General features: G+C 74.9%; 18 protein-coding genes and 1 riboswitch. Of the genes, 8 read left to right on the forward strand and 10 right to left on the reverse strand.

Annotated features, from left to right (window positions below; all coding sequences use genetic code 11):
* Window positions 1-47: 47 nt before the first annotated feature.
* The 3 genes from IEY96_RS30645 (at window position 48) to IEY96_RS30655 (ending at window position 3,715) form a co-directional block, all read left to right on the forward strand.
* Window positions 48-2,414 carry a S8 family serine peptidase gene (locus tag IEY96_RS30645; protein ID WP_444543430.1) on the forward strand — a complete coding sequence of 789 codons (2,367 nt, stop codon included), beginning with the start codon at window positions 48-50 and terminating at the stop codon, window positions 2,412-2,414.
* A 43-nt stretch (window positions 2,415-2,457) separates the two neighbouring features.
* Window positions 2,458-3,387, forward strand: a complete 930-nt coding sequence (locus tag IEY96_RS30650) for a GNAT family N-acetyltransferase (RefSeq protein ID WP_189198283.1) — start codon at window positions 2,458-2,460, stop codon at window positions 3,385-3,387.
* Between the two features lie 85 nt (window positions 3,388-3,472).
* Window positions 3,473-3,715, forward strand: coding sequence for a hypothetical protein (locus tag IEY96_RS30655; protein WP_189198302.1), 243 nt, complete (start codon window positions 3,473-3,475; stop codon window positions 3,713-3,715).
* A 64-nt stretch (window positions 3,716-3,779) separates the two neighbouring features.
* Here the strand turns inward: IEY96_RS30655 and groL are convergent, their stop codons facing one another.
* The 3 genes from groL to IEY96_RS30670 form a co-directional block, all read right to left on the reverse strand.
* The gene (gene groL / locus IEY96_RS30660) at window positions 3,780-5,402 is read right to left on the reverse strand and encodes a chaperonin GroEL (RefSeq protein WP_189198284.1); all 1,623 of its coding nucleotides are present in this window, start codon (window positions 5,400-5,402) and stop codon (window positions 3,780-3,782) included.
* A 274-nt stretch (window positions 5,403-5,676) separates the two neighbouring features.
* Complete coding sequence (locus IEY96_RS30665; RefSeq protein WP_189198285.1) at window positions 5,677-7,053, reverse strand: hypothetical protein; 1,377 nt, start codon at window positions 7,051-7,053, stop codon at window positions 5,677-5,679.
* Window positions 7,054-7,169: 116 nt separating this feature from the next.
* Complete coding sequence (locus IEY96_RS30670; protein WP_067305333.1) at window positions 7,170-7,373, reverse strand: cold-shock protein; 204 nt, start codon at window positions 7,371-7,373, stop codon at window positions 7,170-7,172.
* 224 nt (window positions 7,374-7,597) lie between these two features.
* On the opposite strand from IEY96_RS30670, the gene IEY96_RS30675 reads away from it, so the two are divergent.
* Window positions 7,598-8,116 (forward strand): GNAT family N-acetyltransferase, encoded by a 519-nt coding sequence (locus tag IEY96_RS30675; protein WP_189198286.1) that lies wholly within the window; start codon window positions 7,598-7,600, stop codon window positions 8,114-8,116.
* Between the two features lie 62 nt (window positions 8,117-8,178).
* Here IEY96_RS30675 and paaN read toward each other — a convergent pair whose 3' ends face one another.
* From paaN to IEY96_RS30695, 4 genes are all read right to left on the reverse strand, one after another.
* Window positions 8,179-9,852, reverse strand: coding sequence for a phenylacetic acid degradation protein PaaN (gene paaN, locus IEY96_RS30680; protein WP_189198287.1), 1,674 nt, complete (start codon window positions 9,850-9,852; stop codon window positions 8,179-8,181).
* Window positions 9,853-9,904: 52 nt separating this feature from the next.
* The gene (locus IEY96_RS30685) at window positions 9,905-10,924 is read right to left on the reverse strand and encodes a GNAT family N-acetyltransferase (RefSeq protein WP_189198288.1); all 1,020 of its coding nucleotides are present in this window, start codon (window positions 10,922-10,924) and stop codon (window positions 9,905-9,907) included.
* Window positions 10,925-11,218: 294 nt separating this feature from the next.
* Complete coding sequence (gene thrC, locus IEY96_RS30690) at window positions 11,219-12,508, reverse strand: threonine synthase (protein WP_189198289.1); 1,290 nt, start codon at window positions 12,506-12,508, stop codon at window positions 11,219-11,221.
* A 12-nt stretch (window positions 12,509-12,520) separates the two neighbouring features.
* Window positions 12,521-12,653: riboswitch (SAM riboswitch) on the reverse strand.
* A gap of 91 nt (window positions 12,654-12,744) precedes the next feature.
* Window positions 12,745-13,710 (reverse strand): DMT family transporter, encoded by a 966-nt coding sequence (locus IEY96_RS30695; RefSeq protein WP_189198290.1) that lies wholly within the window; start codon window positions 13,708-13,710, stop codon window positions 12,745-12,747.
* Between the two features lie 90 nt (window positions 13,711-13,800).
* On the opposite strand from IEY96_RS30695, the gene IEY96_RS30700 reads away from it, so the two are divergent.
* Both IEY96_RS30700 and IEY96_RS30705 read left to right on the forward strand, forming a co-directional pair.
* On the forward strand, window positions 13,801-14,106 hold the full coding sequence (locus tag IEY96_RS30700) for an ArsR/SmtB family transcription factor (protein ID WP_107078112.1): 306 nt from the start codon (window positions 13,801-13,803) through the stop codon (window positions 14,104-14,106).
* A 50-nt stretch (window positions 14,107-14,156) separates the two neighbouring features.
* A complete protein-coding gene (locus IEY96_RS30705) occupies window positions 14,157-14,807 on the forward strand; it encodes a DUF4232 domain-containing protein (RefSeq protein WP_189198291.1) in 651 nt (216 codons plus the stop codon).
* A gap of 70 nt (window positions 14,808-14,877) precedes the next feature.
* On the opposite strand, the gene IEY96_RS30710 is transcribed toward IEY96_RS30705, so the two are convergent.
* From IEY96_RS30710 to IEY96_RS30720, 3 genes are all read right to left on the reverse strand, one after another.
* Window positions 14,878-15,327, reverse strand: coding sequence for a DoxX family protein (locus IEY96_RS30710; protein ID WP_189198292.1), 450 nt, complete (start codon window positions 15,325-15,327; stop codon window positions 14,878-14,880).
* Between the two features lie 120 nt (window positions 15,328-15,447).
* Entirely contained in the window at window positions 15,448-16,326 is an 879-nt protein-coding gene (locus IEY96_RS30715) for an ABC transporter permease (protein ID WP_189198293.1), read from the reverse strand.
* The gene (locus tag IEY96_RS30720; protein ID WP_189198294.1) at window positions 16,326-19,196 is read right to left on the reverse strand and encodes an alpha/beta fold hydrolase; all 2,871 of its coding nucleotides are present in this window, start codon (window positions 19,194-19,196) and stop codon (window positions 16,326-16,328) included. Before IEY96_RS30720 ends, IEY96_RS30715 begins: the two co-directional genes overlap by 1 nt.
* Before the next feature lie 377 nt (window positions 19,197-19,573).
* On the opposite strand from IEY96_RS30720, the gene IEY96_RS30725 reads away from it, so the two are divergent.
* Window positions 19,574-20,752, forward strand: a complete 1,179-nt coding sequence (locus IEY96_RS30725) for a hypothetical protein (protein ID WP_189198295.1) — start codon at window positions 19,574-19,576, stop codon at window positions 20,750-20,752.
* A partial coding sequence (locus tag IEY96_RS30730) for a sensor histidine kinase (RefSeq protein WP_189198296.1) occupies window positions 20,739-22,912 on the forward strand: 2,174 nt, incomplete at its 3' end. The genes IEY96_RS30725 and IEY96_RS30730, both read left to right, overlap by 14 nt.

Here is a 22,912-nt window from a genome sequence, read left to right on the forward strand (position 1 = left end):
GCTGGGCGGTCGACCAGCTCGTGCTGGTCGCCGGCCTGGACCGCACGATGGCCGTCTGGCCGGTGGTCGCGCTGGTCACCGTGCTGCTGGTGGGCGCGCCCACGCTGGCGCTCGCGCTGATCCCCCGCTCCCCCGCGATCCGGGCGACCGGCCGCGCCTGGCTGGCCGGCACGCTCGCGCTCGGCGCGCTGACCCTGCTCCGGGCGCTGCCGCCGGTGCACCACGAGGCGTACCTGGCCGCGCTGGCCGCGGCCGCCGCGCTGCTCGCCCTGGCCCTCGACCGGATCGCCCGCCGCCGGTCGGCCCCGCCGGCTCCGGCCGGCGCGCCGGGCGGTCCGAGCGACGGTACGGCCGGCCCCGCTGGCGCCCCGGGCGGGTCGGGCGACGGTACGGCCGCTCCCGGCGGCGAGCCGGGACGCCCGGGCGGCGGTGCGGCCGGCGGCGGTGGCCGGGGTGGGCGGTTCGGGCCGGTGACGCTGCTGGCGATCGCCGCCGGGCTGGCGTCGCTGCTGCCCTGGGTCTGGGTGGGCGCGCTGGGCGGGGCCCTGGAGACCCTGCTCGCCGGGCTGGCCGCCGCCGCGCTCGGGGCGCTCGCCGGGGTGCTCCTCGGCCCCGCGTTCTGGGCCGCGTTCGCGGTGGGCACGCCGCCCCGGCCGGCCCGGCTGGTGCTGGTCGGCGGGCTGGTCGCCGGGGTGACCCTGGCGCTGCTGGGCGCCGGGGCCGGCCAGTCCGGGGCGCAGCTGCCGGCGCTGCTCCTGCTGCCGCCGCTCGGTTTCGTGCTGGCCGCGCTGGAGGCCACGGCCCGGCACGCCGGCCGGCCGGCGGGGCGCGGGCCGATGCGCTGGCTGGTCGGCCTCGCGCTGGTCGGGCCGCTGGCGTTCACCGACCCGGAGGAGGTCACCGTCCTGCTGGCGACCACCCGCGACGTCCCGTTCTGGGTCGGGGTCGCGACCGGCGCCGCGTTCGCCGTCGCGGTCCTGCTCGCCGTCGGGTACGGCGTGCTGCTCGCCCGTCCCCGCGCCCGCGCGCCCCGGCGCGGGGTGGCCGGCCTCACCGCCGCGGCCCTGCTCGCCGCCGTGGTGGTGGTTTACGCCGTCCCCGGCCAGCCCGGCCTGCACGGGGAACGGCTGCTGGTGGTGCTCCGCGAGCAGGCCGACCTGACCGGCATCCCCGCCGGGGCGCCCGGTCGGGCCGGCCGGGACGCCCGGGCGGCCGACGTCTACCGACGGCTGGTGGCCACGGCCGAGCGGACCCAGGGCGACCTGCGTCGCGAGCTGACCGGGCTGCGCCTGCACCCGACGCCGTACTACCTGGTCAACGCCATCGAGACGGACGGCGGGCCGGCGGTCCGGGCCTGGCTCGCCGGTCGCCCGGAGGTGGCCCGGGTGCTGGTCAGCCAGCGGCTGCGCCCGCTGCCCGCGGCGGCGCCCCCGGCCCGGGGCCAGGTGCCGGCGCCGACCGGTCCGACCTGGAACGTCTCGCTGATCGGCGCGGACCGGGTCTGGTCGGAGCTGGGCGTCACGGGCGCCGGCGTGGTGGTGGGCAGCTCGGACTCCGGGGTGGACGGTCGGCACCCGGCACTGGCCGCGGGCTTCCGGGGCGGCGACGACTCCTGGTACGACCCGTGGGAGCACCGCCGGACGCCGGCCGACCGGGGTGGCCACGGCACCCACACGGTGGGCAGCGCGGTGGGCCGGAACGGGATCGGGGTGGCCCCCGGCGCGAGCTGGGTCGGATGCGTCAACCTGGACCGCAACCTGGGCAGCCCGGCCCGCTACCTGGACTGCCTCCAGTTCATGCTGGCCCCGTTCCCGCGCGGCGGGGATCCGCTCACCGACGGGCGGCCGCAACGGGCGCCGGACGTGCTGACCAACTCGTGGGGCTGCCCGCCCGTGGAGGGCTGCGACCCGGGGGCGTTGCGCCCGGCGACCGCCGCGCTGGCCGCGGCCGGCATCCTGGTGGTGGCCGCCGCCGGCAACACCGGCCCGTACTGCGGCTCCATCGCCGACCCGCCGGCGCCGTACCCGGACGTGCTCACGGTCGGGGCGGTCGACCGGGCCCGCCAGCTCACCCGGTTCTCCAGCCGGGGGCCGGCGGTCGGGGGCGCCGCCAAGCCGGACCTGGTCGCGCCCGGCGCCGGGGTGCCGTCGGCCTTCCCGGGGGGCGGCTACGCGACCCTGGACGGCACCTCGATGGCGACCCCCCAGGTGGCCGGGGTGGTGGCGCTCATGTGGTCGGCCAACCCGGCGCTGGTGGGCGACCTGGACCGCACCCGCCGCATCCTGGCCGACACGGCCACCCCGGCCGGATCGCCCGCCGACGCACCCTGCGGCGGCGCCCGGAACCTGGTCGGCGCCGGCCTGGTCGACGCGTACGCGGCGGTCCGCGCCGCCCGGGCCGCGGACCTCGGTTAACAACCCTGTGCATTGGCCGGCGGATGGCCTAGGGTCGGCGTCCATGGACGTGGAGATCATCGAGCTGGGTCATGACCGCCTGCCCGAGGTCGTCGACCTCTGCGGGCGCGCCCTCGACCTGCCGGAGGACGCCGCCGAGGCGCCGTCGATCGTGGCCACCCTCGCCGACCGCGCGGCGGCCGACCGGACGGTGCTGCGCCTCGGCGCGGTCCGCGGCGGCGCGCTCGTCGGGGTGCTGGTCGGCTCGCTGTCCGCCCAGGATCCGCGGCTCGGTCACGTCGACCTGCTGGCGGTGGCGCCGGAGGAGCGCCGCCAGGGCATCGGCGGTGGGCTGCTGGCCGAGGCGGAGGCCCGGCTCGCCGGGCTCGGTGCGGCCGAGCTGCTGCTGGCCGGAAACCCGCCGCAGTACGCCTGGCCGGGCATCGACGTGCGCTACACCCCGGCGGTCTGCGCCGCGCTGCGGCTCGGCTACCGGCAGGACCGGACGGCCTGGAACATGACCGCCGACCTGACCGAGGGCTCGGCGGCGCTGCGCTCCACCGAGGCCGCCGAGCAGCGGCTGGCCGGGCGGGGCGTGACCGTACGCCGGGCCGAGCCGGCGGACCTGCCCGCGCTGGCCGCCTTCGCCCGGGCCACCTTCGGCGGGGCCTGGGACGGCGAGCTGGCCGGCTCGGTGGGGCGGCCGGACGCGGGCGCGCACCTGGCCGAGCGGGACGGTCAGATCCTCGGGTTCGCCGCGTACGGGTCGTCGCGGCCGAGCTGGTTCGGGCCGATGGGGACCGCCCCGGCGGCCGAGGGCTCGGGCATCGGCGGGGTGCTGCTCCGGCGCTGCCTGCGCGACCAGGCGGCGGCCGGGGTCGAGGCGGCGCAGATCGGCTGGGTGGGCCCGGTGCCGTTCTACTCGGGGGCGGCGGGCGCCCGGATCGAGCGGGTGTTCTTCCTCTACCGGAAGGCACTGAACGGACAGAAGTAACGAAAGTTACATAGACGGTAATAACGCCATTCGGCCTCCTCAGCCATCGACCGGCCCCTACGGTCGGGAGTTAGAGGAGGCGGGCATGACCACGGACGACGAACGGACCGACGATCAGCCGGCGAGCTGGCGCCCGGTCGGCGAGCTTCCCGGGCAGCTGCCGTTCGACCGGCTCGACTTCGGCGACGCCGAGCAGCTCGCGGAGATGACCGGCGCCACCGGACCGGCCACCGGGGAACCGCTGCAACCGGTGGACGAACCGACCCGGATCACACCGCCGTACGACCGGGCGCACAAGCGACGCAACCAACGCCGACTGCCGACCTGAGACACGCGGAAGGGGGCGGACCGCTGACGCGGCCCGCCCCCTCGGCGTACTGGTGGAGCTGGACTCAGAAGTCCATCTCCCCGCCACCCGGGCCAGCCGGGGCGGCCGGGGTCTTCTCCGGCTTGTCCGCCACGACGGCCTCGGTGGTGAGGAACAGCGCGGCGATCGAGGCGGCGTTCTGCAGCGCGGAACGCGTCACCTTGGCCGGGTCGATGATGCCCGCGGCCAGCAGGTCCACGTACTCGCCGGTCGCGGCGTTGAGGCCGTGACCCGGGTCGAGGTTGCGGACCCGCTCGACGACGACGCCACCCTCGAGGCCGGCGTTGACGGCGATCTGCCGCAGCGGGGCGTCCAGCGCGATCTTGACGATCTGCGCGCCGGTCGCCTCGTCGCCGGCCAGGTCCAGCTTGTCGAAGGCGGTCTTGCCGGCCTGCACCAGCGCGACGCCACCACCCGGGACGATGCCCTCCTCGACGGCGGCCTTCGCGTTGCGGACGGCGTCCTCGATGCGGTGCTTGCGCTCCTTGAGCTCGACCTCGGTGGCCGCGCCGACCTTGATCACCGCAACACCGCCGGCCAGCTTGGCCAGGCGCTCCTGCAGCTTCTCGCGGTCGTAGTCGGAGTCGCTCTTCTCGATCTCGGCCCGGATCTGGTTGACCCGGCCCTGGATCTGGTCGGCGTCGCCAGCACCGTCGACGATGGTGGTCTCGTCCTTGGTCACCACGACCTTGCGGGCGCGGCCCAGCATGTCGAGGGTGACGGCGTCGAGCTTGAGGCCGACCTCCTCGCTGATGACCTGACCACCGGTGAGGATGGCGATGTCGGCCAGCATGGCCTTGCGGCGGTCACCGAAGCCCGGCGCCTTGACGGCGACCGACTTGAAGGTGCCGCGGACCTTGTTGACGACCAGGGTGGCCAGGGCCTCGCCCTCGATGTCCTCGGAGATGATCAGCAGCGGCTTGCCCGACTGCATGACCTTCTCGAGGATCGGGAGCAGGTCCTTCACCGACGAGATCTTGCTGTTGACGATCAGGAGGTACGGGTCGTCGAAGACGGCCTCCATACGCTCCGGGTCGGTCATGAAGTAGGCGGAGATGTAGCCCTTGTCGAAGCGCATGCCCTCGGTGAGCTCGAGCTCGAGGCCGAAGGTGTTGCTCTCCTCGACGGTGATGACGCCTTCCTTGCCGACCTTGTCCATCGCCTCGGCGATGATCTCGCCGACGCTGGGGTCAGCGGCGGAGATGGAGGCGGTGGAGGCGATCTGCTCCTTGGTCTCCACGTCCTTGGCGAGCTTCAGCAGCTCCTCCGAGACGTTGGCCACGGCGGCCTCGATGCCCCGCTTCAGGGCCATCGGGTTGGCGCCGGCGGCCACGTTGCGCAGACCCTCACGAACCAGGGCCTGGGCCAGGACGGTCGCCGTCGTCGTGCCGTCACCGGCCACGTCGTCGGTCTTCTTCGCGACCTCCTTGACCAGCTCGGCGCCGATCTTCTCGTAGGGGTCCTCGAGCTCGATCTCCTTGGCGATGCTCACACCATCGTTGGTGATGGTGGGGGCACCCCACTTCTTCTCGAGCACGACGTTGCGGCCCTTGGGGCCGAGGGTCACCTTCACGGCGTCGGCGAGCTGGTTCATGCCCCGCTCGAGGCCGCGGCGCGCCTCTTCGTCGAACGCGATCATCTTGGCCATACGGCGTTGTCCTCCTGGACACTCACGGGCCACCCGAGGGTTCCCGGATGGGCCGTCTGGTGTACGCACCTTGGGGACGTCGCCACCTGGCGACGACGACGTCTCCTCGGTCGGGCCGGACAGCCCGCGACGACCGGCCCCGTGCCACCCCGGCGCCATTTCGACACCGGCGCGACCGTGGCCCTACCGCCCCGACCATTGGCACTCACCGTACGCGAGTGCCAATGACTTGTTTAGCACTCTCCCTTGCCGAGTGCAAGCACGACGTCCCCGCTCAGCCGAGTTCCGCGGCCAGTCGGGCGGCGTTCACCGGGCCTTCCTGCGCCCGCTGTTCGGCGTACGCGGCGACCAGCCCGACGAGCTGCGCCAGGTAGGCGGGGGTGGCCAGCACCGCGCCCACCACGGCCACCGCCACGGCGCCGGCGGCCGTGCCCGGGGCGCCCATCGGGTCCACCCCGAAGGCGAGCTGGTTGATCAGCCCCAGCACGCCGTCCAGCACCGCCGCGGCGATCAGCGCGCACATGACCAGCGCGACCCGGCCCAGCACCATGCCGAACCGCTGGTGGAACATCCGCCAGGCCCGGCCGATCGGCTCCTGCCGCTCGAACAGGTAGATCGGGCCGAACAGTGCGAACGCGCAGGCCGCGTAGAGGCCGGGCAGCAGGCAGAAGCAGGCGCCCACCGTGATCAGCAGCGAGGCCACGATGGTCCAGCCCCAGAGGCCGAGGGCGCGGCGCAGCCCGTAGCGGAGGGCGGCCCCGACCCCGACCGGCTCACCGGCCGCCTGGCGGGCGACCACCCAGGTGCCGGCGGCCCAGCCGGTGCTCTGGAGCGGGCCGAAGATCAGCGCGGCGAGGAGCACCACGCCGTAGAAGGCGAAGATGTTCTCGAAGTAGCCGTCGGGCAGCACCGGGGCGCCGTCCGGGCCGCTGACCGGCTGGTCGGTCGGGGCGAAGGCGAGCGAGAGGACGGCGATCACCGCCGCCGGGACCGTCTGGGTGAGCAGCATGATCGGCAGGAGCTGCCGCCAGCCGCGCCGCAGCGCGCCCCCGCACCGGCTGAACCAGCCGCCGACGCCCGCGTGCGGCGGGGTGACCAGCGGGTCCTGCGGGTCGAGGCCCGGGTGCCAGCCGTACGGCTGGCCGGGCAGCGGGTGGGCCGCGCCGGGCAGCGGAGCGCCGGCCGGCCAGGTCCAGCCCTGCGGCGGCCCGGCCGGGTCCGCCCGGTACGGGTCCCAGGGCTGCGGCCCGCCGGGCTGGCCGGGGGCGGCGAACCCGCCGGGGTGCGCGAACCCGCCCGGGTTGGCCGCCGCGCCAGGGTGGGCGGCCGCTGCCGGGTCGGTCGGCCAACCCGGCTGCGCGGACACGGCTGGGTTGGCGGCCGCGGCGGGTTGCGTCGGCACGCCGGGTTGCGTCGGCACGGCGGGCGACCCGGACGGGCCGGGTTGCGCCGGCACTGCGGGGTCGGCCACGGCGGCGGGCCGGCCCGGATCGGTCGGGGTGGGGGACCCGGGCGCGGTGGGGTCGACCGCGTGCCCCGGCGCCGGAGCCGGCACGGCGGCCGGCGGCGTGGACCGGGTCGGGTCGGCCGGGACACCGGGCGACGCCGGGGGCACCGGCTCGGTGGGACCCGACGGGGGCAGGTCGGACATGAACCCTCCTCAGCAGCGACGGCTGGAACGGCTCATGATCTTCCACGGCGCGGGCGCGCACCGCAGCCCCCTCGTCGGGGTGGAACGGCCGCCGATCGGGCGGCGGCCAGGAAAGATCAGGCGATGACGCGGACCCGCTCGGCCTGCGGGCCCTTCTGGCCCTGGGCGATCTCGAACTCGACCCGCTGGCCGTCGTCCAATGCCTTGTAGCCGTCCATCTCGATCGCGGAGAAGTGGACGAAGACGTCCTGCCCGCCGTCGACGGCGATGAAGCCGTAGCCCTTTTCGGAGTTGAACCACTTCACGGTGCCCTGTGCCACGGTGCACTTCCTCACTCTGCGCGGCGTTCCACAACCCCGGAGACCGGCGGACCGGCACCGGTGGGTCACCGGCTCAGCGATCGGCGACGGCCGCTGAATTGAGTGACCGAAATCGCACGCTACACGAGGCGTGACGACCGCGCACGACCACAAATCGGGCATATTTCGGCCACTGTCGGCGCCCGGTCCGGCGCGGGTACCGCCCCTTCCGGTATGCATGCGACATGACCAGCGCGCCCACCACGACGACCACCGTCCGCCGGGTCCGCCCGGCGGACGCCGCCCGGATGCGGGCGCTCCGGCTGGAGATGCTGGCCGACTCCCCGCTGGCGTTCCTGGAGACCGTGGCCGAGGCCGCCGCCCGGCCGCACGCCGACTACGCGGCCCGGATCGCCGCCGTCTCGCACGGTGACCACAACGCCCAGTTCGTCGCCGATCCCGGCGGGCGCCTGGTCGGCCACGCCGGCGGCACGGTGGCCCCGGACGAGCCCGGGCTGACCCTGATCTACGCCGTCTACATCACGCCGGCCTGGCGGGGTTGCGGACTGCTCGGCGCGCTCGTGGAGGAGGTGGCCGCCTGGTCCCGGGCCTGCGGCCGGCCCGAACTCATGCTGGAGGTGGTGGTCGGCAACGACCGCGCCTGCCGGGCGTACGAGAAGCTGGGCTTCGTGGACACCGGCGTGCGCGTCCCGCACCCCCGCATCCCCACCCTCACCGAGCTCCAGATGCGCCGCCCCGCCTGACGGGTTCGGGTGCGTCCGTTGTTGCCGGAGCGACAACAGACGCACCCGAACCGCGACCAGCCTCAGACGTGCCGGCGGCTCTGCACGATCCGGAACCGGTTCGCCACGTACGCCCCGTCGGTCAGCGCCGAGTTCGCCGCCGGGTTCGCCCCCGAGCCGTGGAAGTCGGAGAACGCCGCCGACTGGTTGACGAACACCCCGCCGGTCAGGTTGCAGGACAGGTGCACACCGGCGTCGATCGCCGCCGCCTCGGCCGCGTCCAGCACCGCCTCGTCGGTGGAGTAGACGCCGGCGGTCAGGGCGCCCTTCTCGCCGACGGTGGAGCGCAGGATCTCCAGGCTGTGCGCGGTCGAGTCGGTCGCGATGGCGAACGAGATCGGCCCGAACCACTCGCGGGAGTAGGTGGCGGTGTCGGCCGCGTCCAGCTTCACCACGGTCGGCGTACGCACCACGGCGTCCGGGAAGGACGGGTGCGCCACGGTCCGCGACTCCAGCACGGGCTCGCCGACCTTGGTGACCTCCTCCAGCCGCTCCAGCACGCCGTCGCTGACGATGGCGCCGGTCAGCTCGACGCCCCGGGCCGGGTCGGCGGTGAGCTTGGCGACGGCGCCCGCGATGCCGGCGGCCACCTCGTCGAAGCTCTTGTGCCCCTGGTCGGTCTCGATGCCGTCCCGGGGGATCAGCAGGTTCTGCGAGGTGGTGCACATCTGGCCGCTGTACAGGGTCAGCGTGAAGCCCAGGTTGCGGCACAGGCCGGCGAAGTCGTCGGTGGAGTCGATCACCACCGTGTTCAGGCCGGCCTTCTCCGTGTAGACGGCGGCCTGCCGGGCGTTCGCCTCCAGCCAGTCGCCGTACTCGGTCGAACCGGTGAAGTCGACGATCTTCACGGCCGGGTGCAGGGCGAGGGTGGAGGCGAGCTTCTCGCCGGCCGCCTCGGGGGCGAGCTGCACCAGGTTGGGGTCGAAGCCGGCCTCGGCGAGCACCTCGCGGGCGTACTTCACGGTGACGGCGAGCGGCAGCACGGCGCGCGGGTGCGGCTTCACGACGACCGGGTTGCCGGTGGCCAGCGAGGCGAAGAGCCCGGGGTACGAGTTCCAGGTCGGGAAGGTGTTGCAGCCGATCACCAGCGCGACGCCGCGGGGCACCACGTGGAACGTCTTGCTCATCCGCAGCGGGTCGCCCTTGCCGGCGGCCTTCTCCCAGCCGGCCGTGCCCGGGTGCCGGGTCATCTCGGCGTACGCGTACGCGATCGCCTCCAGCGCCCGGTCCAGCGCGTGCGCGCCGCCGGCCTGGAAGGCCATCACGAAGGCCTGGCCGCTGGTGAACTGCACGGCGTTGGCCAGCTCGAAGATGTTCTTGTGCAGCCGGTCGAGGATCTCCAGGCAGACCCCCACCCGGGCCTGCGGGCCGGCGTCACGCCAGGACGGCAGGGCGGCGGTGGCGGCGGCCACGAGCTGGTCGGTGGTGGCGTGCGGGTAGCGCACGTCGAGCGCCAGGCCGAACGGGCTGACCTCGCTGGCGACCGTGTCGCCGTCACCCGGCTGGTCGAGCGGGAAGTCTCGGCCCAGGTACGCCTCGAAGGCGGCCTTGCCGTCGGCGGCGGCGGTCTCGCCGTACACGCGGGGGCTGGGCGACTCGGGATAGGCGGACCAGTACCCGCGCTCCGTGATCGCGGTCAGCGCCCGGGTGAGGGTCTCGGCGTGCCTGTCGTACAGGGGGTGCGGGGTCTCCGTCATGCCCGCCATCATGCAACAGCACGCCCCCAGATCAGTAGTGGCGTGTCACAAGTCAGATCGTCAGCTGCCAGTCGGTCGAGCCGGCCGCCGGCCGGTAGCCGAGCTCCTCGTTGATCGCGATCATGTGGGTGTTCGTTGCCGCGTTGAAGGTGTCGATCACGCGCAGCTCCGGTTCGTGCGCCAGCGCGTGGTCGAGGTTCTCGATCTTGGTGAGCAGCCCGAGCCGGTGGCCACGGTGTGCCGGGTCGACGATGGTGATCTGCTGCCAGGCGTGCCAGGTGGTGTTGGCGGCCAGGCTGACCATGCTCCACGCGACCAGCCGGCCGGACGCCTCGTGCACCGCCCCGACGCTGTACCGGCGGACCCCGCGCGCGTCGAGCGCCCGTTCCGTGCCGCGAATCCGCTCGGCGTCGACCTTCTCCTGCTCCCATTCGAGGTCCCCGAGGGGCGCGTCCACCAGCAGCCGCCCCTCCAGGTAGGCGACGTCGGCGACGTACTCCTCGGGGCTGTGGTTCGACCAGCGGACCGTGCGGTAGCCGGCGGCGGCCGTGCGGGCCCCGGCGAGCAGGCCGGCCAGCCGCGGCCGGTCGAGCGCGGTGACGTCCAGCCGGCGGCGGACGTCGGCGAGCGCCGGCTTCGCGCCGACGGCGGCGGCGAAGGCGGCCCCGGGCATCTCCCGGCCCTCCTCCCCGGGCAGCGGGGTGACGGTCGACCCGACCAGCCGCTTGCCGCGGCGCTCACGCAGCAGCCGAAGCCCGTGCTCGTGCAGCACGCGCCCCACCCCGCGCCGCCGGTACGCCGGGTCCACCACCAGTTCGACGCTGGCGTTGTCGGTGTTGTCGAGGGTGTGCAGGTACAGCCGGAGCCAGCCGACGGGCACCCCGTCGAGGCGCGCCACCCACCAGCGGGTGTCGACGCCCGGCATCGGGTGCCGCAGCGGCGCCTCGAACCGCCGCCGGCACAGCGGTGGGAGGTCCGGCTCGTCCACGGCCTGCGCCGCGACGGCCGTCCGGTAGACGGCGTCGAGGGTCGCCTCGTCGGCGGGGTCGAGGGGGGAGACGGCGATGCCCATGGCGTGAGCCTGGCCCAGCCGACAGCGAACGGGCCAGCGGATTTCCGCTGGCCCGTTCGTCACGTTGGTCGGGAGGGTCGATCGCACAACGCCTCCGGCGTTGGGTCGCAAGAACAAAGTCTCCGGCGATACGCCCTCCCGCACGGAGCATCTTGCGCCGTCCAATTCCTGCCGTCAAGTCCTTGTCGGCGCGTTTTCCACACTCACAGCGAAAAGCCAGTTACTCAACGGATCACCCCAATCCCCCGCCCGGGCGATCCGCCCCTCCCCCGCCCGGACGAGTCGGGGACCCGGTCAGGCGAGGAGGCCGGCGTCGCGGGCGGCGCGGAGGCTGGGCTTGATGCGGTGGGTGGGGCCGACCTCGGCGGCGACCGCGTCGAGGGTCTTGAGGCCCTCGCCGGTGTTGAACACGACGGTCTCCGCCGTGGGGTCGAGCCGGCCGGACTCGACCAGCTTGCGCAGCACCGCCACGGTGACGCCGCCGGCCGTCTCGGCGAAGACCCCGGTGGTCCGGGCGAGCAGCCGGATGCCGGCGCGGATCTCGTCGTCGTCGGCGTACTCCATCCAGCCGCCGGTGCGGCGGACCGCTTCCAGGGCGTAGAGGCCGGCGGCCGGGTCGCCGATGTTCAGCGACTTGGCGATGCCGGTCGGCTTGACCGGGACGATGGTGTCGGTGTCGGCGTGCAGCGCGGTGGCGATCGGGTTGCAGCCGGCGGACTGCGCGCCGAACACCTTCCAGCCGCCGGCCGGCGCCTCCACCAGGCCGATCTCGACCAGCTCGGCGAACGCCTTGTCGATCTTGGTGAGCAGCTCGCCGCTGGCCATCGGGATGACCACCTGGGCGGGGATCCGCCAGCCGAGCTGCTCGGCCACCTCGTAGCCGAGGGTCTTCGAGCCCTCCGCGTAGTAGGGCCGCACGTTCACGTTGACGAACGCGGTGTCCTCGAACTCGTCGGTCTCCACCAGCTCGCCGCAGAGCCGGTTCACGTCGTCGTACGAGCCGTCGATGGCGACCAGGTCGCCGCCGTAGACGGCGGTGGTCACCACCTTGCCCTGCTCCAGGTCACTGGGGATGAAGACCACCGACGGCACCCCGGCCCGGGCCGCGTGGGCGGCCACCGAGTTGGCCAGGTTGCCGGTGGAGGCGCAGGCGTAGCGGGTGAAGCCGAGCGCCCGGGCCGCGGTCAGGGCCACCGAGACCACCCGGTCCTTGAAGGAGTGGGTCGGGTTGCCGCTGTCGTCCTTGACCCAGAGCGGGGCGGTGATGCCCAGCTCGGCGGCGAGGTGCGGGGCGGCGACCAGCGGGGTCAGCCCCGGGTCGAGGGTGACCCGGGTGGCCGGGTCCTGGCCGGCGGGGAGCAGGGCGGCGTACCGCCAGAGGTTGTCCGGCCCGGCCTCGATCTGCTCGCGGGTGACGGCGGCCAGTGCGGCCGCGTCGTAGTCGACCTCCAGCGGGCCGAAGCACTCGTAGCAGGCGTGCTGGGCGGCCAGCGGGTAGCGCGCGGAGCAGGCGCGACAGACCAGGGCGCGGGCCGGGCTGAGGCTGGTGTCGATGCCGGAGGCGGCGGGAAGCGTCGACGTCATGTCGAGGGGTTCCTCTCATCTTTCCCCGCATCGCCGGGTGCGGCGGGGACGGAATTGGCACCTGCCCGCCGTCGCTCGTCGTCGAGCGCGCGGGTGGTTGCCGGGGCGTCATCGGGCCGTATCCCTCAGCCCCTCTGGATGAGGTATTCAGTTGTGCCGCCGAGTCTATGCGCGCGCCGGGGCGCGGCGGAGCCGGGTTCCCACGGTGTGAGCCCCCGGTCTCGCCGCCCCCGGGGTCAGCGCGCGACGACCGCGACCGGCTCGATCACCGCGGCGCGGTCGGTCACCGCGACCGCCGCCGGGGCGGCGGGCGCCTTCCGCGTGCGGGTGGTCAGGTTCGCGGCCACCAGGGCGGCGATGGTCAGCGCCGCGCCGACCAGTTCCACCGCGCCGGGACGGTAGCCGCGCAGGATCTGCACCGCGAACGTGGTCACCGGGACCAGGTTCATGAACAGCGCCGCGTCGGCCACGCCGAGCCGCCGGACCCCGGTGTTCCAGGCCAGCACCGCGAGGACGGCGGCGACCACCACGGCGTACGCCAGTTGCGGGGCAACCGCGACGAGGTCGGCGGCAGCCGGCAGGTGCTGGAGCCCGGTGAGGTCGGCCACGCCGCTGACGGCGAGCATGGCGAGCAGGCCGGCCACGGAGGTCAGGGTGGTGTAGCGCAGCGGCGACCACTCGGTGAACCGGCTCGCGCCGTGCGTGTAGACGGCCCAGCCGAGCACCGCGCCGACCATGAGCAGGGCGCCGACCCCGAACTGGTCCAGCCCGTCGAGCCGGCCGCGGGTGATCACCAGACCGACGCCGAGCAGGGCGACCAGGGAGAGGCCGAGCAGCGCCGGCCGGGGGCGCACGCCGTCGCGCGCCCAGCGGACGAGCTGGGTGACCAACGGGGTGCTGGAGGCGAAGAGGGCGATCTGCTGCGGGGTGGCGTGGCCGAGGGCGAGGTTGGTCAGCACGTTGAAGCCGGCGAACCCGAGCACCCCGAGCAGCGCCACCTCGGTGGCACGCCGCCGCACCCGCAGCGCGGTCCATCCCTCGCGGGCCAGCAGCAGGGCGAGCAGCACGGTGGTGGCGAGCAGGTACCGGGCGGTGGTCAGGTTGAGCGCGTCCACCCGGGTGAGCGCGCTGGCCAGCACGGGGAACATGACGCCCCAGCTCACCACGGCGAAGAGCGGGAAGGCGGCGTGACGGAAGCGCATCGCAGCTCCTATGTTCGAGTATTGTCGAACCAACGACGCCGACTCTAGGAGGTTGTTCGACGGATGTCGAACATGGGTTACGCTGGTCACATGGAGCTGCACGAACCCGAACTGCGCGAGGTGCCGGTCACCGCCGTGCTGGCCGCCCTGGCCGACGACGTCCGGCTGCAGATCGTGCGCGCCCTGGCCCAGGGCGGCGAGTACGCCTGCGGCACCTTCGAGTTCGGCGTCTCCAAGGCGACCCGCAGCCACCACCTCAAGGTGCTGCGCGAGGCCGGCCTGACCCGCACCCGGGTCGCCGGCACGAGCCGCTACGTGCGGCTGCGCCGCGACGAGCTGGACCGCCTCTACCCGGGGCTGCTCGACGCGGTCCTGGCCGCGCCCGCCCGCGCCTGACTCCGGTGTCCGGGCGGCACGGGGCGGCCACCGGCTGGAATGATCGCCGGATGCGGACGGCGGCGGCACGGATCGGAGCCCTGGCGGGCGCGGCGCTACTCGCCGCGTGCGCCCCCGCGCCGGCGCCCGACCGCGCACCCGGCCACCCGCGCGAACCGGCCCGGCCGGCCCCGGCCACCAGCACCGCACCGCCCCCGGCCGCCTGCTCGCCCGAGGGGATCCGCATCACCGCACTCGGGGTGGACGCCGCCATGGGGCTGCGGGCCATGGGCCTGGAACTGGTCAACTGCGGCGACCGGCCGTACGCGCTGGAGGGCCATCCGGCGCCGAGGCTCCGGGACGCCGACCGGCACCCGCTGACCGTCCAGGTCATCCCCGGCGCGCGTCCGATCACCGCCGGGTTCGACCACCCGCCCACCCGGATCGTCCTGCGCCCCGGCGAGCGGGCCACCGCCGCGCTGCTCTGGCGCAACCTCGTCACCGATCCCACGGTGGTCGCCGGCAACGGCGCCTACCTCGACGTCGCCCCGGTGCGGGGCCGGCCCGCTTACCCGGTCGAGCTCGACGGCCCCATCGACCTCGGCAACACCGGCCGGCTCGGGGTGAGCGCCTGGAAGCGGGACGACCGCCCGTCCTCGACCCGGCCACCCGCACCGAGCGGCCCACCCTCCACCGCACCCACCCCCGACAGCCGCCTCTGAGGCGACCGTCGTCGGATCCTGGCGGGAGACGGCCTCCGGGAGGGTCCACCTCCCACCAGGATCCCGGGGGTCAGGCCGGGACCGAGGGACGGGCGGCGAGGCTCGCCCCGGTGGCCACCGAGTGACGGCGGGAGAGCAGGGCGTCCACGGCCCAGGTGCCCGGGCCGAGCACCGCGACGAGCAGGAACGACCAGCAGAAGAGCGCGGCCGGCTCGCCGCCGTTGCGCAGCGGCAGCGGGCCGTCCGGCTGGTGCACCACGAAGTACGCGTACGCCATCGAGCCGGAGGCGAGCAGCGCCGCGGGCCGGGTGAACAGGCCGACGAGCACCAACCCGCCGCAGACGAGCTGGATCAGCGCGGCCCACCAGCCCGGCCATTCGCCGACCGGAACCGCCTTGCCGGTCATCGGGTTGCCGCCCAGGACGCCGAAGAGGGACGCCGCGCCGTGACACAGGAAGAGCAGGCCGGTGACCATGCGGAACAGGGAGAGCACGGGGCCGTTCAGTCGTGCCGGGACCATCGAGACCTCCATAGATAGGGATGGATATCCCCAGCATGAGGCAATGAAGCATCGATGGTTACTGGTTCCTTATGGTTGGGAAGACTTCTTGGGAACGCTCCCATACTACCGTCCGCCGGGTCAGCTCGTGACGTCCTTGCGGGTGAACCGCCAGAGGGCCAGGCCCCAGAAGAGCGTGGCGTAGGCGATCGCCGAGATGGCCCCGCGTACCACGTCGTCGGTCTGCACCGGGGTGGAGAGCAGCCCCAGCCACGCGCTGCTGAAGTGGGTGGGCAGGAACGCGCGCAGGGCGCCCAGCGCGGTGATCTGGTCGAGGATGCTGGAGAGGATCCAGAGCAGCACCGCCCCGCCCACCGCACCGAGCGCGGCGTCCGTGGTCACCGAGAGCAGGAACGCGAGGCCGGCCACCACCAGCAGGACGACCGCCAGGTAGCCGAGCACGGCGAGCAGGCGGACCAGCCCCTCGGCCGGGGCCAGCTCGGCCGAGACCTGACTGCGCAGCGGGGACCAGCCGTACCGGAGGGTGCCGGCGAGCAGCGCGGTCCCGGCGAGCAGCACCAGCGCCAGCGCCGAGTACGCGAGCGCCACCAGCAGCTTCACCGTGAGCAGCCGCGCGCGGGGCACCGGGATCGCCAGCAGGTAACGCAGGCTGCCCCAGCTCGCCTCGCTGGCCACCGTGTCACCGCAGAACAGGGCCACCACGACGACCAGCAGGAAGGACGACGACACGAAGATCGAGAAGAGGGTGAAGTTCAGCCCGCCCGAGGTGGCCAGGTCCACCAGGCTGGCGAACTCGTTCCGGCCCTCCCGGTCGTCGTTGCCCGAGTCGAACTGGAACGCGATCAGGATGATCAGCGGCAGCAGCACCATGAACCCCAGCGCCAGCTGGGTACGCCGCCGCGACGCCTGCCGGCGGAACTCCGCCAGGAACGGCAGGGTGCCCGACGGCCGGTAACCCGTTGCCGCCCCGACCGGTCCCACAGAAGACGACTGAGCCATCACCGGTCCCCGCTTCCCCGAGAGTTCTCGCCCACCAGGGCGAGGAACGCGTCCTCCAGGCGCCGCCGGGGCACCACCCGGTCCACCCCGATGCCGGCCCGGACCAGTTCCGCCACCACCTCGCTGCGGGCGGTGCCGTTGGTGTCCACCACCAGCGCGCCGTCGCCGTCGGGCAGCACCCGTACGCCGGCCAGCCGGTCGAGCACGGTACGGGCCGCGTCCGGGTCGCTCACCTCGAACAGCACGCTCGGCGACTCGCCGACGATCTCCTCGACCGGGCCGGACGCCACGATCCGCCCCTTGTTCACCACCACGGCGTGGGTGCAGGTCTGCTCGACCTCGGCCAGCAGGTGGCTGGAGACCAGCACGGCCCGCCCGTCGGTGGCGTACCGCTGGAGCACCCGGCGCATCTCGGCGATCTGCGGTGGATCCAGCCCGTCCGTCGGCTCGTCGAGCACCAGCAGTTCGGGCAGGCCCAGCATGGCCTGCGCGATGGCCAGCCGCTGCCGCATGCCGTGGCTGTAGTTCTTCGTCCGCCGGTGCACCGAGTCGCCCAGCCCGGCGATCTCCAGCGCCTCCTCGAAGTGCGCGTCCGCCCACGGCCGGCCGGTGGCCCGCCAGTACGCCCGCAGGTTCTCCAACCCGGACAGGTGCGGCAGGAAGCCCGGCCCCTCGACCAGCGCCCCGATCCGGGAGAGGACCGGCGAGCCGGGCACCAGCCGGTGGCCGAAGACGTGGATCTCGCCGGCGGTGGGCTGGGTCAGCCCCATGAGCACCCGCAGCGTGGTGGTCTTGCCGGCGCCGTTCGGCCCGAGCAGGCCGACCACCTGGCCGGGGTGCACCTCGAAGTCCACGTCGGAGACGGCCACGAAGCCGTCCGCGTACTCCTTGCGCAGGTTGCGGACGGCGAGCGGGACGCCCGCGTACGCCGGGTGGACCGAGCTGTCCTGGCGGCGGTGCCGGCGGCGGGCGACCAGGACGACCACGACGAGCCCCACCGCGATCGCGGCGAGCAGGCCGACCAGCACCCAGCGCCAGACCGTGGCGGTGGTGGGGATGGGCGAGGCGTCGACCGTGGGCAGCACCAGCGGGCCGTCGCCGAGCGCCACGGTGTGCACGGCCGGCTCGGCCGGGGTGGCGTACGCCTGGTCGGAGGTGGCCACCACGACCCGCAGCCGGTGCCCGGCCTCGATCCGGCGGACGATCGCCGGCAGGGTGACCGTGACCGGCCGGGCCTGCTCGACGGTCCGCGGCAGACCGGTCAGCCGGACCGGCGCGACCAGGCCGTCCGGCAGCGTGGCCGCGCCCTGCGGGTCGACGTCGTAGAGCTTCACGAAAAGCACCGCCTCGCCGGTCGCGGAGGCGGCCCGGATCCGCACGGTCGGCGCCCCGACCACGTCGACCGGTTCGGCCAGCGGCGCGGACTGGAACCGGGCGTGCTGGCCGGGGATGTCGCCAGCCACCCCGTCCAGCAGCGAGCCGAGCGCCCCGGCGAACGGCACCGACGAGATCGCCGCCGGGTTGCCGTTGGGCGGGTTGGCGACCGGCTGGGTCGGCCCGACCAGCGTCACCTCGCGGCGGCCCTGCCCGGTCACGCCCGGGTAGTCCGCCGTGCGGTAGCCGGTGGCCACCAGGCCCCGGTCGAGCGCGTCGAACCCGGCGATCCGGGAGAAGGTGAAGCTGTCGCCGGGCGCCGCCCCCGCACCCTTGACGTAGTGGTCGAGCCACTGTGCGGTCAGGAACTTCACCCGGTCGGAGTCGGAGGTCGGGCCGGCGCCGCCGTCGTGGCCGCCGGTGAACCAGGCGACCCGCACCGGCGTGCCGGCCGCGGCGATGCCCCGGGCGTTGGCGTCCGCCTCGGTGAGCGGGAAGAGCGTGTCCGCCTCGCCCTGCACCAGCAGCGTGGGGGCCTTGATCCGGTCGAGCACCCCGGCCGGCGAGGAGCGGCGCAGCAACTCGACCGCCGGGCCGTCGGCCCGGCCGGAGGTGGCGATCCGCAGGTACGCGGCGCAGACGTCGGCGGCGAACCGGCCGCAGGACGGGTCGGCGGCGCCGGCCGGGGCGCGACCGGGGCCGGTGCCCGGGCCGGCGCCGGGCTGCGGGCTGGGCGCGCCGGCCGACGCCGGGGCGCCCTCCGACTGGGCCGCGCCGGTCCCGGAGAGCCCGGCCGGGCCGGAGCCGGCGTTGCCGCCGCCCCCGAAGAAGATGCCGGCCCAGCCCTTCTTGAACACACCCTCGGTGGGCGCCTTGCCGGTGCTCTCCGGCAGGAAGGCCCGGGACAGGTCGTGCCAGGTGATCATCGGGACGATCGCGTCGACCCGGCGGTCCTGCGCGGCCAGCAGCAGGGCCAGGCCGCCGCCGTACGAGCCGCCGACCACGCCGACCCGGGGGTCGCCGGCGGCGTCGAGGCGGACGTCCGGCCGGGCGGCGAGCCGGTCGAGCAGCCGCTGGGCGTCCCGCACCTCGTAGTCGGGGCTGTCCAGGTGGATCTCCCCGCCGCTGCGGCCGAACCCGCGGGCGGTCCAGGTGAGCACCGCGTAGCCCCGGGCGACCAGGTCCTCCGCGTCGGAGCGGACCGACTCCTTGGTGCCGCCGAAGCCGTGCGCCAGCAGCACCGCCGGGACGCGGTGCCGGGCCGAGGCGTCGCCGGGGAGGTAGAGCGTGGTGTCCAGGTCGACCGGCTCGTCGCCGGCCGGTCCGGAGCGGACGGTCACCAGGGCCGAATCGGTCCGGAAGTCGGCGCGCTGCGGGCGGGCCGCCCAGACCAGGGCGGCGGCGACCAGGACGACCACCACCACCGCGGCGACGATCCGGCGGGAGCGGCTGGCCAGGGCGCGCCGGATCCGCGCGACGGGCAGCGGTGATCTCATGCGGCACACGGTACGGGCCACCGGCTGAGCGTTCCCTGAGATCCGCCGTACGTCCGTCCGGCTGCGCCGTTCGTTGTCCGGGTTCCGTCGACCGTGGAAGGTCCAGAGCGTCCCAGCGAGATGAATTCGGATCCCGTGGATTCACATCTACGCCCGCAAATCGGTGCCGATCCCACCTTCCTTCCGGCCATCTCGGACACTGCGTAGCCGCAAGGTCAACCGGACGTGACGCGACCCGAAGTGACGTGAAGCCGACTCGGCGACCCCGGTCACACCCGCGCCCGGTTCGACTACTTTTCCGGTCCGGTGCACGGGACTGCGTACAGGCGACCTCCCGGCTCCGGAACGTCCCCCGCCGTCGCCGGAGGAGACCGACCATGACCGTCCCCGCGCCGCGGGTCCGCCGACGGCCCGCCGTACCGGGCCGCGCCCTGCCCCTGCTGCTGGTGCTGGCGCTGCTGGCCCCGCTGGGGCTGCTCTTCGCCCAGACCGACCGGCACACCGGCGACGACCGCGACCTGGCGGCCCGGGAACGCCTCGGCGTCCGCTACCTGCGCGCGCTCGGACCGGTCACCGACGCGCTGACCGACGCGCAGAGCACGGCGATCGCCGGCCGGCCGGTCACCCGGGCGGCACTCACCGCCGCCGTCGAGCGGGCCACCCAGGTGGACAGCGAGGTCGGCGACCAGCTCCGCACCCGGGAACGCTGGGCGGGGGTACGGGCCAAGCTGGAGGCGCTGCCGGACCGCGCGCTCGCCGACCCGCAGGCGGCCTTCCAGGCGTACGCCGAGGTCACCGACCTGCTGCTGGCCCTGCACCGCAAGGTCCGGGAGGCATCCGGGCTGGTCCGCGACCCGCGGTCCGACTCGTTCTTCGTCCAGGACGCCGTCGGCGCGGACCTGCCCGCGGCCATGGTCGCCGCCGGCCGCCTCGCCGACCTGGCGACCCTCGCTCCGGGCCGGCCCGCCGCGGACCGCCCGAAGACCGTCGCCGAGCTGGCCGAACTCCGGGTCGCCGCGCTCGGGCCGGCCACCGACCTCGTGGACGACCTCCGGGCCGCCGTGGACAGCTCGGAGAGCACCGACCTCGGCCCCACGGTGCTCACCCCGCTGGACACCTACCAGCGCTCGGTGGAGGCGCTGGCCGCGTTCTCCGCGCCGGCCGGTGCGGCCGGGCCCGACCCGGTCCAGCTGGGCGCCGCCCGGCGCGTCGCGCAGTCGGCCGCCACCCAGTTGCGCCAGGTCATCCTCGACCAGCTCGACGCGCTGCTGGCGGAGCGGCTCGACCGGCTCGACCGGGACCGCTGGCTGGCCCGGGGCGCCGTCGCGGTGGCCGCCGTGCTGCTCGCCGTGCTGGCCGGGGTGCTGCTCGCCGCGCTGCGGCGGGCCCGCCGCCGGCTCGCCGAGGCGGACCGCGAGCCCGCCGGGGCCGCCCCGCCGCCGGCGGCATCGCGCCCGGACCCGCACACGGTCACGGCGGGCGGCGACCTCCAGCCGGTCGGGGCCGGACGGGCCGGCGAAGCCGAGCGGTGGAGGCCGTTCGATGCTGCTCGGTAGGCTCCGGATCCGGGGCAGGCTCGCCCTGCTGGTGATCATCCCGCTGCTCAGCATGGTCGGGCTGGCCGTGCCGGTGGTCCTCGACCGGGTCGCCGCCGCCGAGCGGGCCGCCGACACCGCCGGCACCGTCCGGGTGGCCAGCCGGATCGGCAGCCTCGTGCAGGACCTCCAGCAGGAACGGCTGCTCTCGGTGGGGTCGCTGCTCGGCCGGGTGACCCGCACCGAGCTGATCCAGAAGGCCGCCACGGTCGACGACCGGGTCGCCGACCTGCGGGCCGAGTCGCTGCCGGCACCCGTCCGGGCGGCCCTCGACGGGGTACGCGCGCTGGCCGACCTGCGCACCGCCGTGCTGGCGGGTGAGGCCACCCCGGACGAGATCATGACCGCGTTCGGTGCCGTCGACATGGCGCTGATCGAGGCGTTGCGGCTGCCGTTCGAGGTGGACACCGGCACCTCGGCCGGGCGGCAGGTGCTGGCGCTGGACGCGCTGCTCCGCGCCGACGAGGGGCTGGGCGCCTGCGCCACGCTGATCGTGCTGGTCAAGGCGACGGGCGACCCGAAGGTGGCCGGCTCGTACATCGCCTGCATGGCCGCGCTCCAGGTGGACAACCAGCGGTTCCGCAAACTGATCACGCCGGAGCAGTACCGGCTGGCCATGCTGGACGACGCCGCCGTGGCCGCCCGGACCAGCCCCACCTTCCTGGTGGACAGCGTCAAGGACCCGGTGGCGGCGATCGCGGCGGTGCCGCTGGACGCGCTCTTCCCCTCGGTCCGCTCGATGATCACCCTCGGCCAGTTCGTCGAGAAGAAGATCGTCGCCGACGTCATCGCCGAGACCCGGGACGACCAGCGGGACGCGCTCGCCGCCGCCTGGCTGGTCGGCGGGTCGGCCGCCCTCATCCTGCTGAGCGTGGTGCTGCTCAGCATGGCGGTGGCCCGGACCGTGGCACGGCCGCTGACCCGGCTCACCCGCTCGGCGGACCGGGTCGCCCGGGTCGCCGAGGCCGAGCTGACCCGCGTGGTCGACGACGAGGCGGAGGCCGTTCCGCCGGTACGCCTCGGCCCGGTGGACGTCGGGGCGGAGCGGCGGGACGAGATCGGCGACCTGGCCCGGGCGTTCGAGCGGGTGCAGCACACCGCCGCCCGGCTGGTCGAACGGCAGGTGGCCGGCCGGCGCAACGTGGCGCAGATGTTCGGCCACGTCGGCCGGCGTACGCAGAATTTGGTCGGCCGGCAGATCGCATTGATCGACCGGCTGGAACGGCAGGAGACGGACCCGGGGCGGCTGGAGCACCTGTACCGCCTCGACCACATCTCCAGCCGGCTGCGCCGCAACGCCGGCAGCCTCGTGGTGCTCTCCGGCGCCACCGGCTCGGACGGGCACGTCGCGCCGGTCCCCCTGGGCGACCTGGTCCGGCTCGCGCTCGGCGAGATCGAGGACTACACCCGGGTGGACGTACAGGTCCCGCCCGGGGTCTCGGCGGCACCCGCGACCGCCGGCGACCTGGTGCTCGCGCTGGCCGAGCTGATGGAGAACGCGACCGTCTTCTCCCCGCCGCACACCCGGGTGCTGGTGGCCGCCGAGCAGACCGACGCCGGCGCCCGGCTCACCGTGGTGGACCGGGGCATCGGCATGACCGAGGAGCGCCTCGCCGAGGAGAACGCCCGGCTCACCCGCCGGGAGCGGCTCGACCTGGCCCCGACCGAGGTGCTCGGGCTGTTCGTGGTGGGCCGGTTGGCCCGCCGGCACGGCTGGACGGTCCGGCTGGCCGCGACGGCCGGCGGCGGGGTGACCGCCCACCTGGACGTCCCGGGCGCACTGCTGGTGGTCCGCCGTCCCGAGCGGGCCGGCGCCACCGTGGCGCGGGCCAGCGTGCCGCCCCGGGAGCGGCGGGCGCTGCCGGAAGCCGCCCGGACCCCGGCCGCCGAGCTGCCGGCCGGCTTCGACGCGGCGCTGCTGAGCCGGGCCACCCGCAGCATCGAGACCGGGGCGTCCTGGAACGCCTTCGGCACGCCGGCCGAGCCGGTCGCCCCGGCCGGGGCCCCACCGACGGCCCGCCGCCCGCCTGGCCGTTCGCCGTGGCGCCCGCCACCCCGGCACCGGCCGCGCCCCGTCCCGGCACCCCCGCCCCGCCGACACCGGTCGTCGGCCCGGCACCG

Origin of the sequence: Micromonospora fulviviridis, assembly GCF_014648395.1 — a bacterium.
GTDB classification, from domain to species: domain Bacteria; phylum Actinomycetota; class Actinomycetes; order Mycobacteriales; family Micromonosporaceae; genus Micromonospora; species Micromonospora fulviviridis.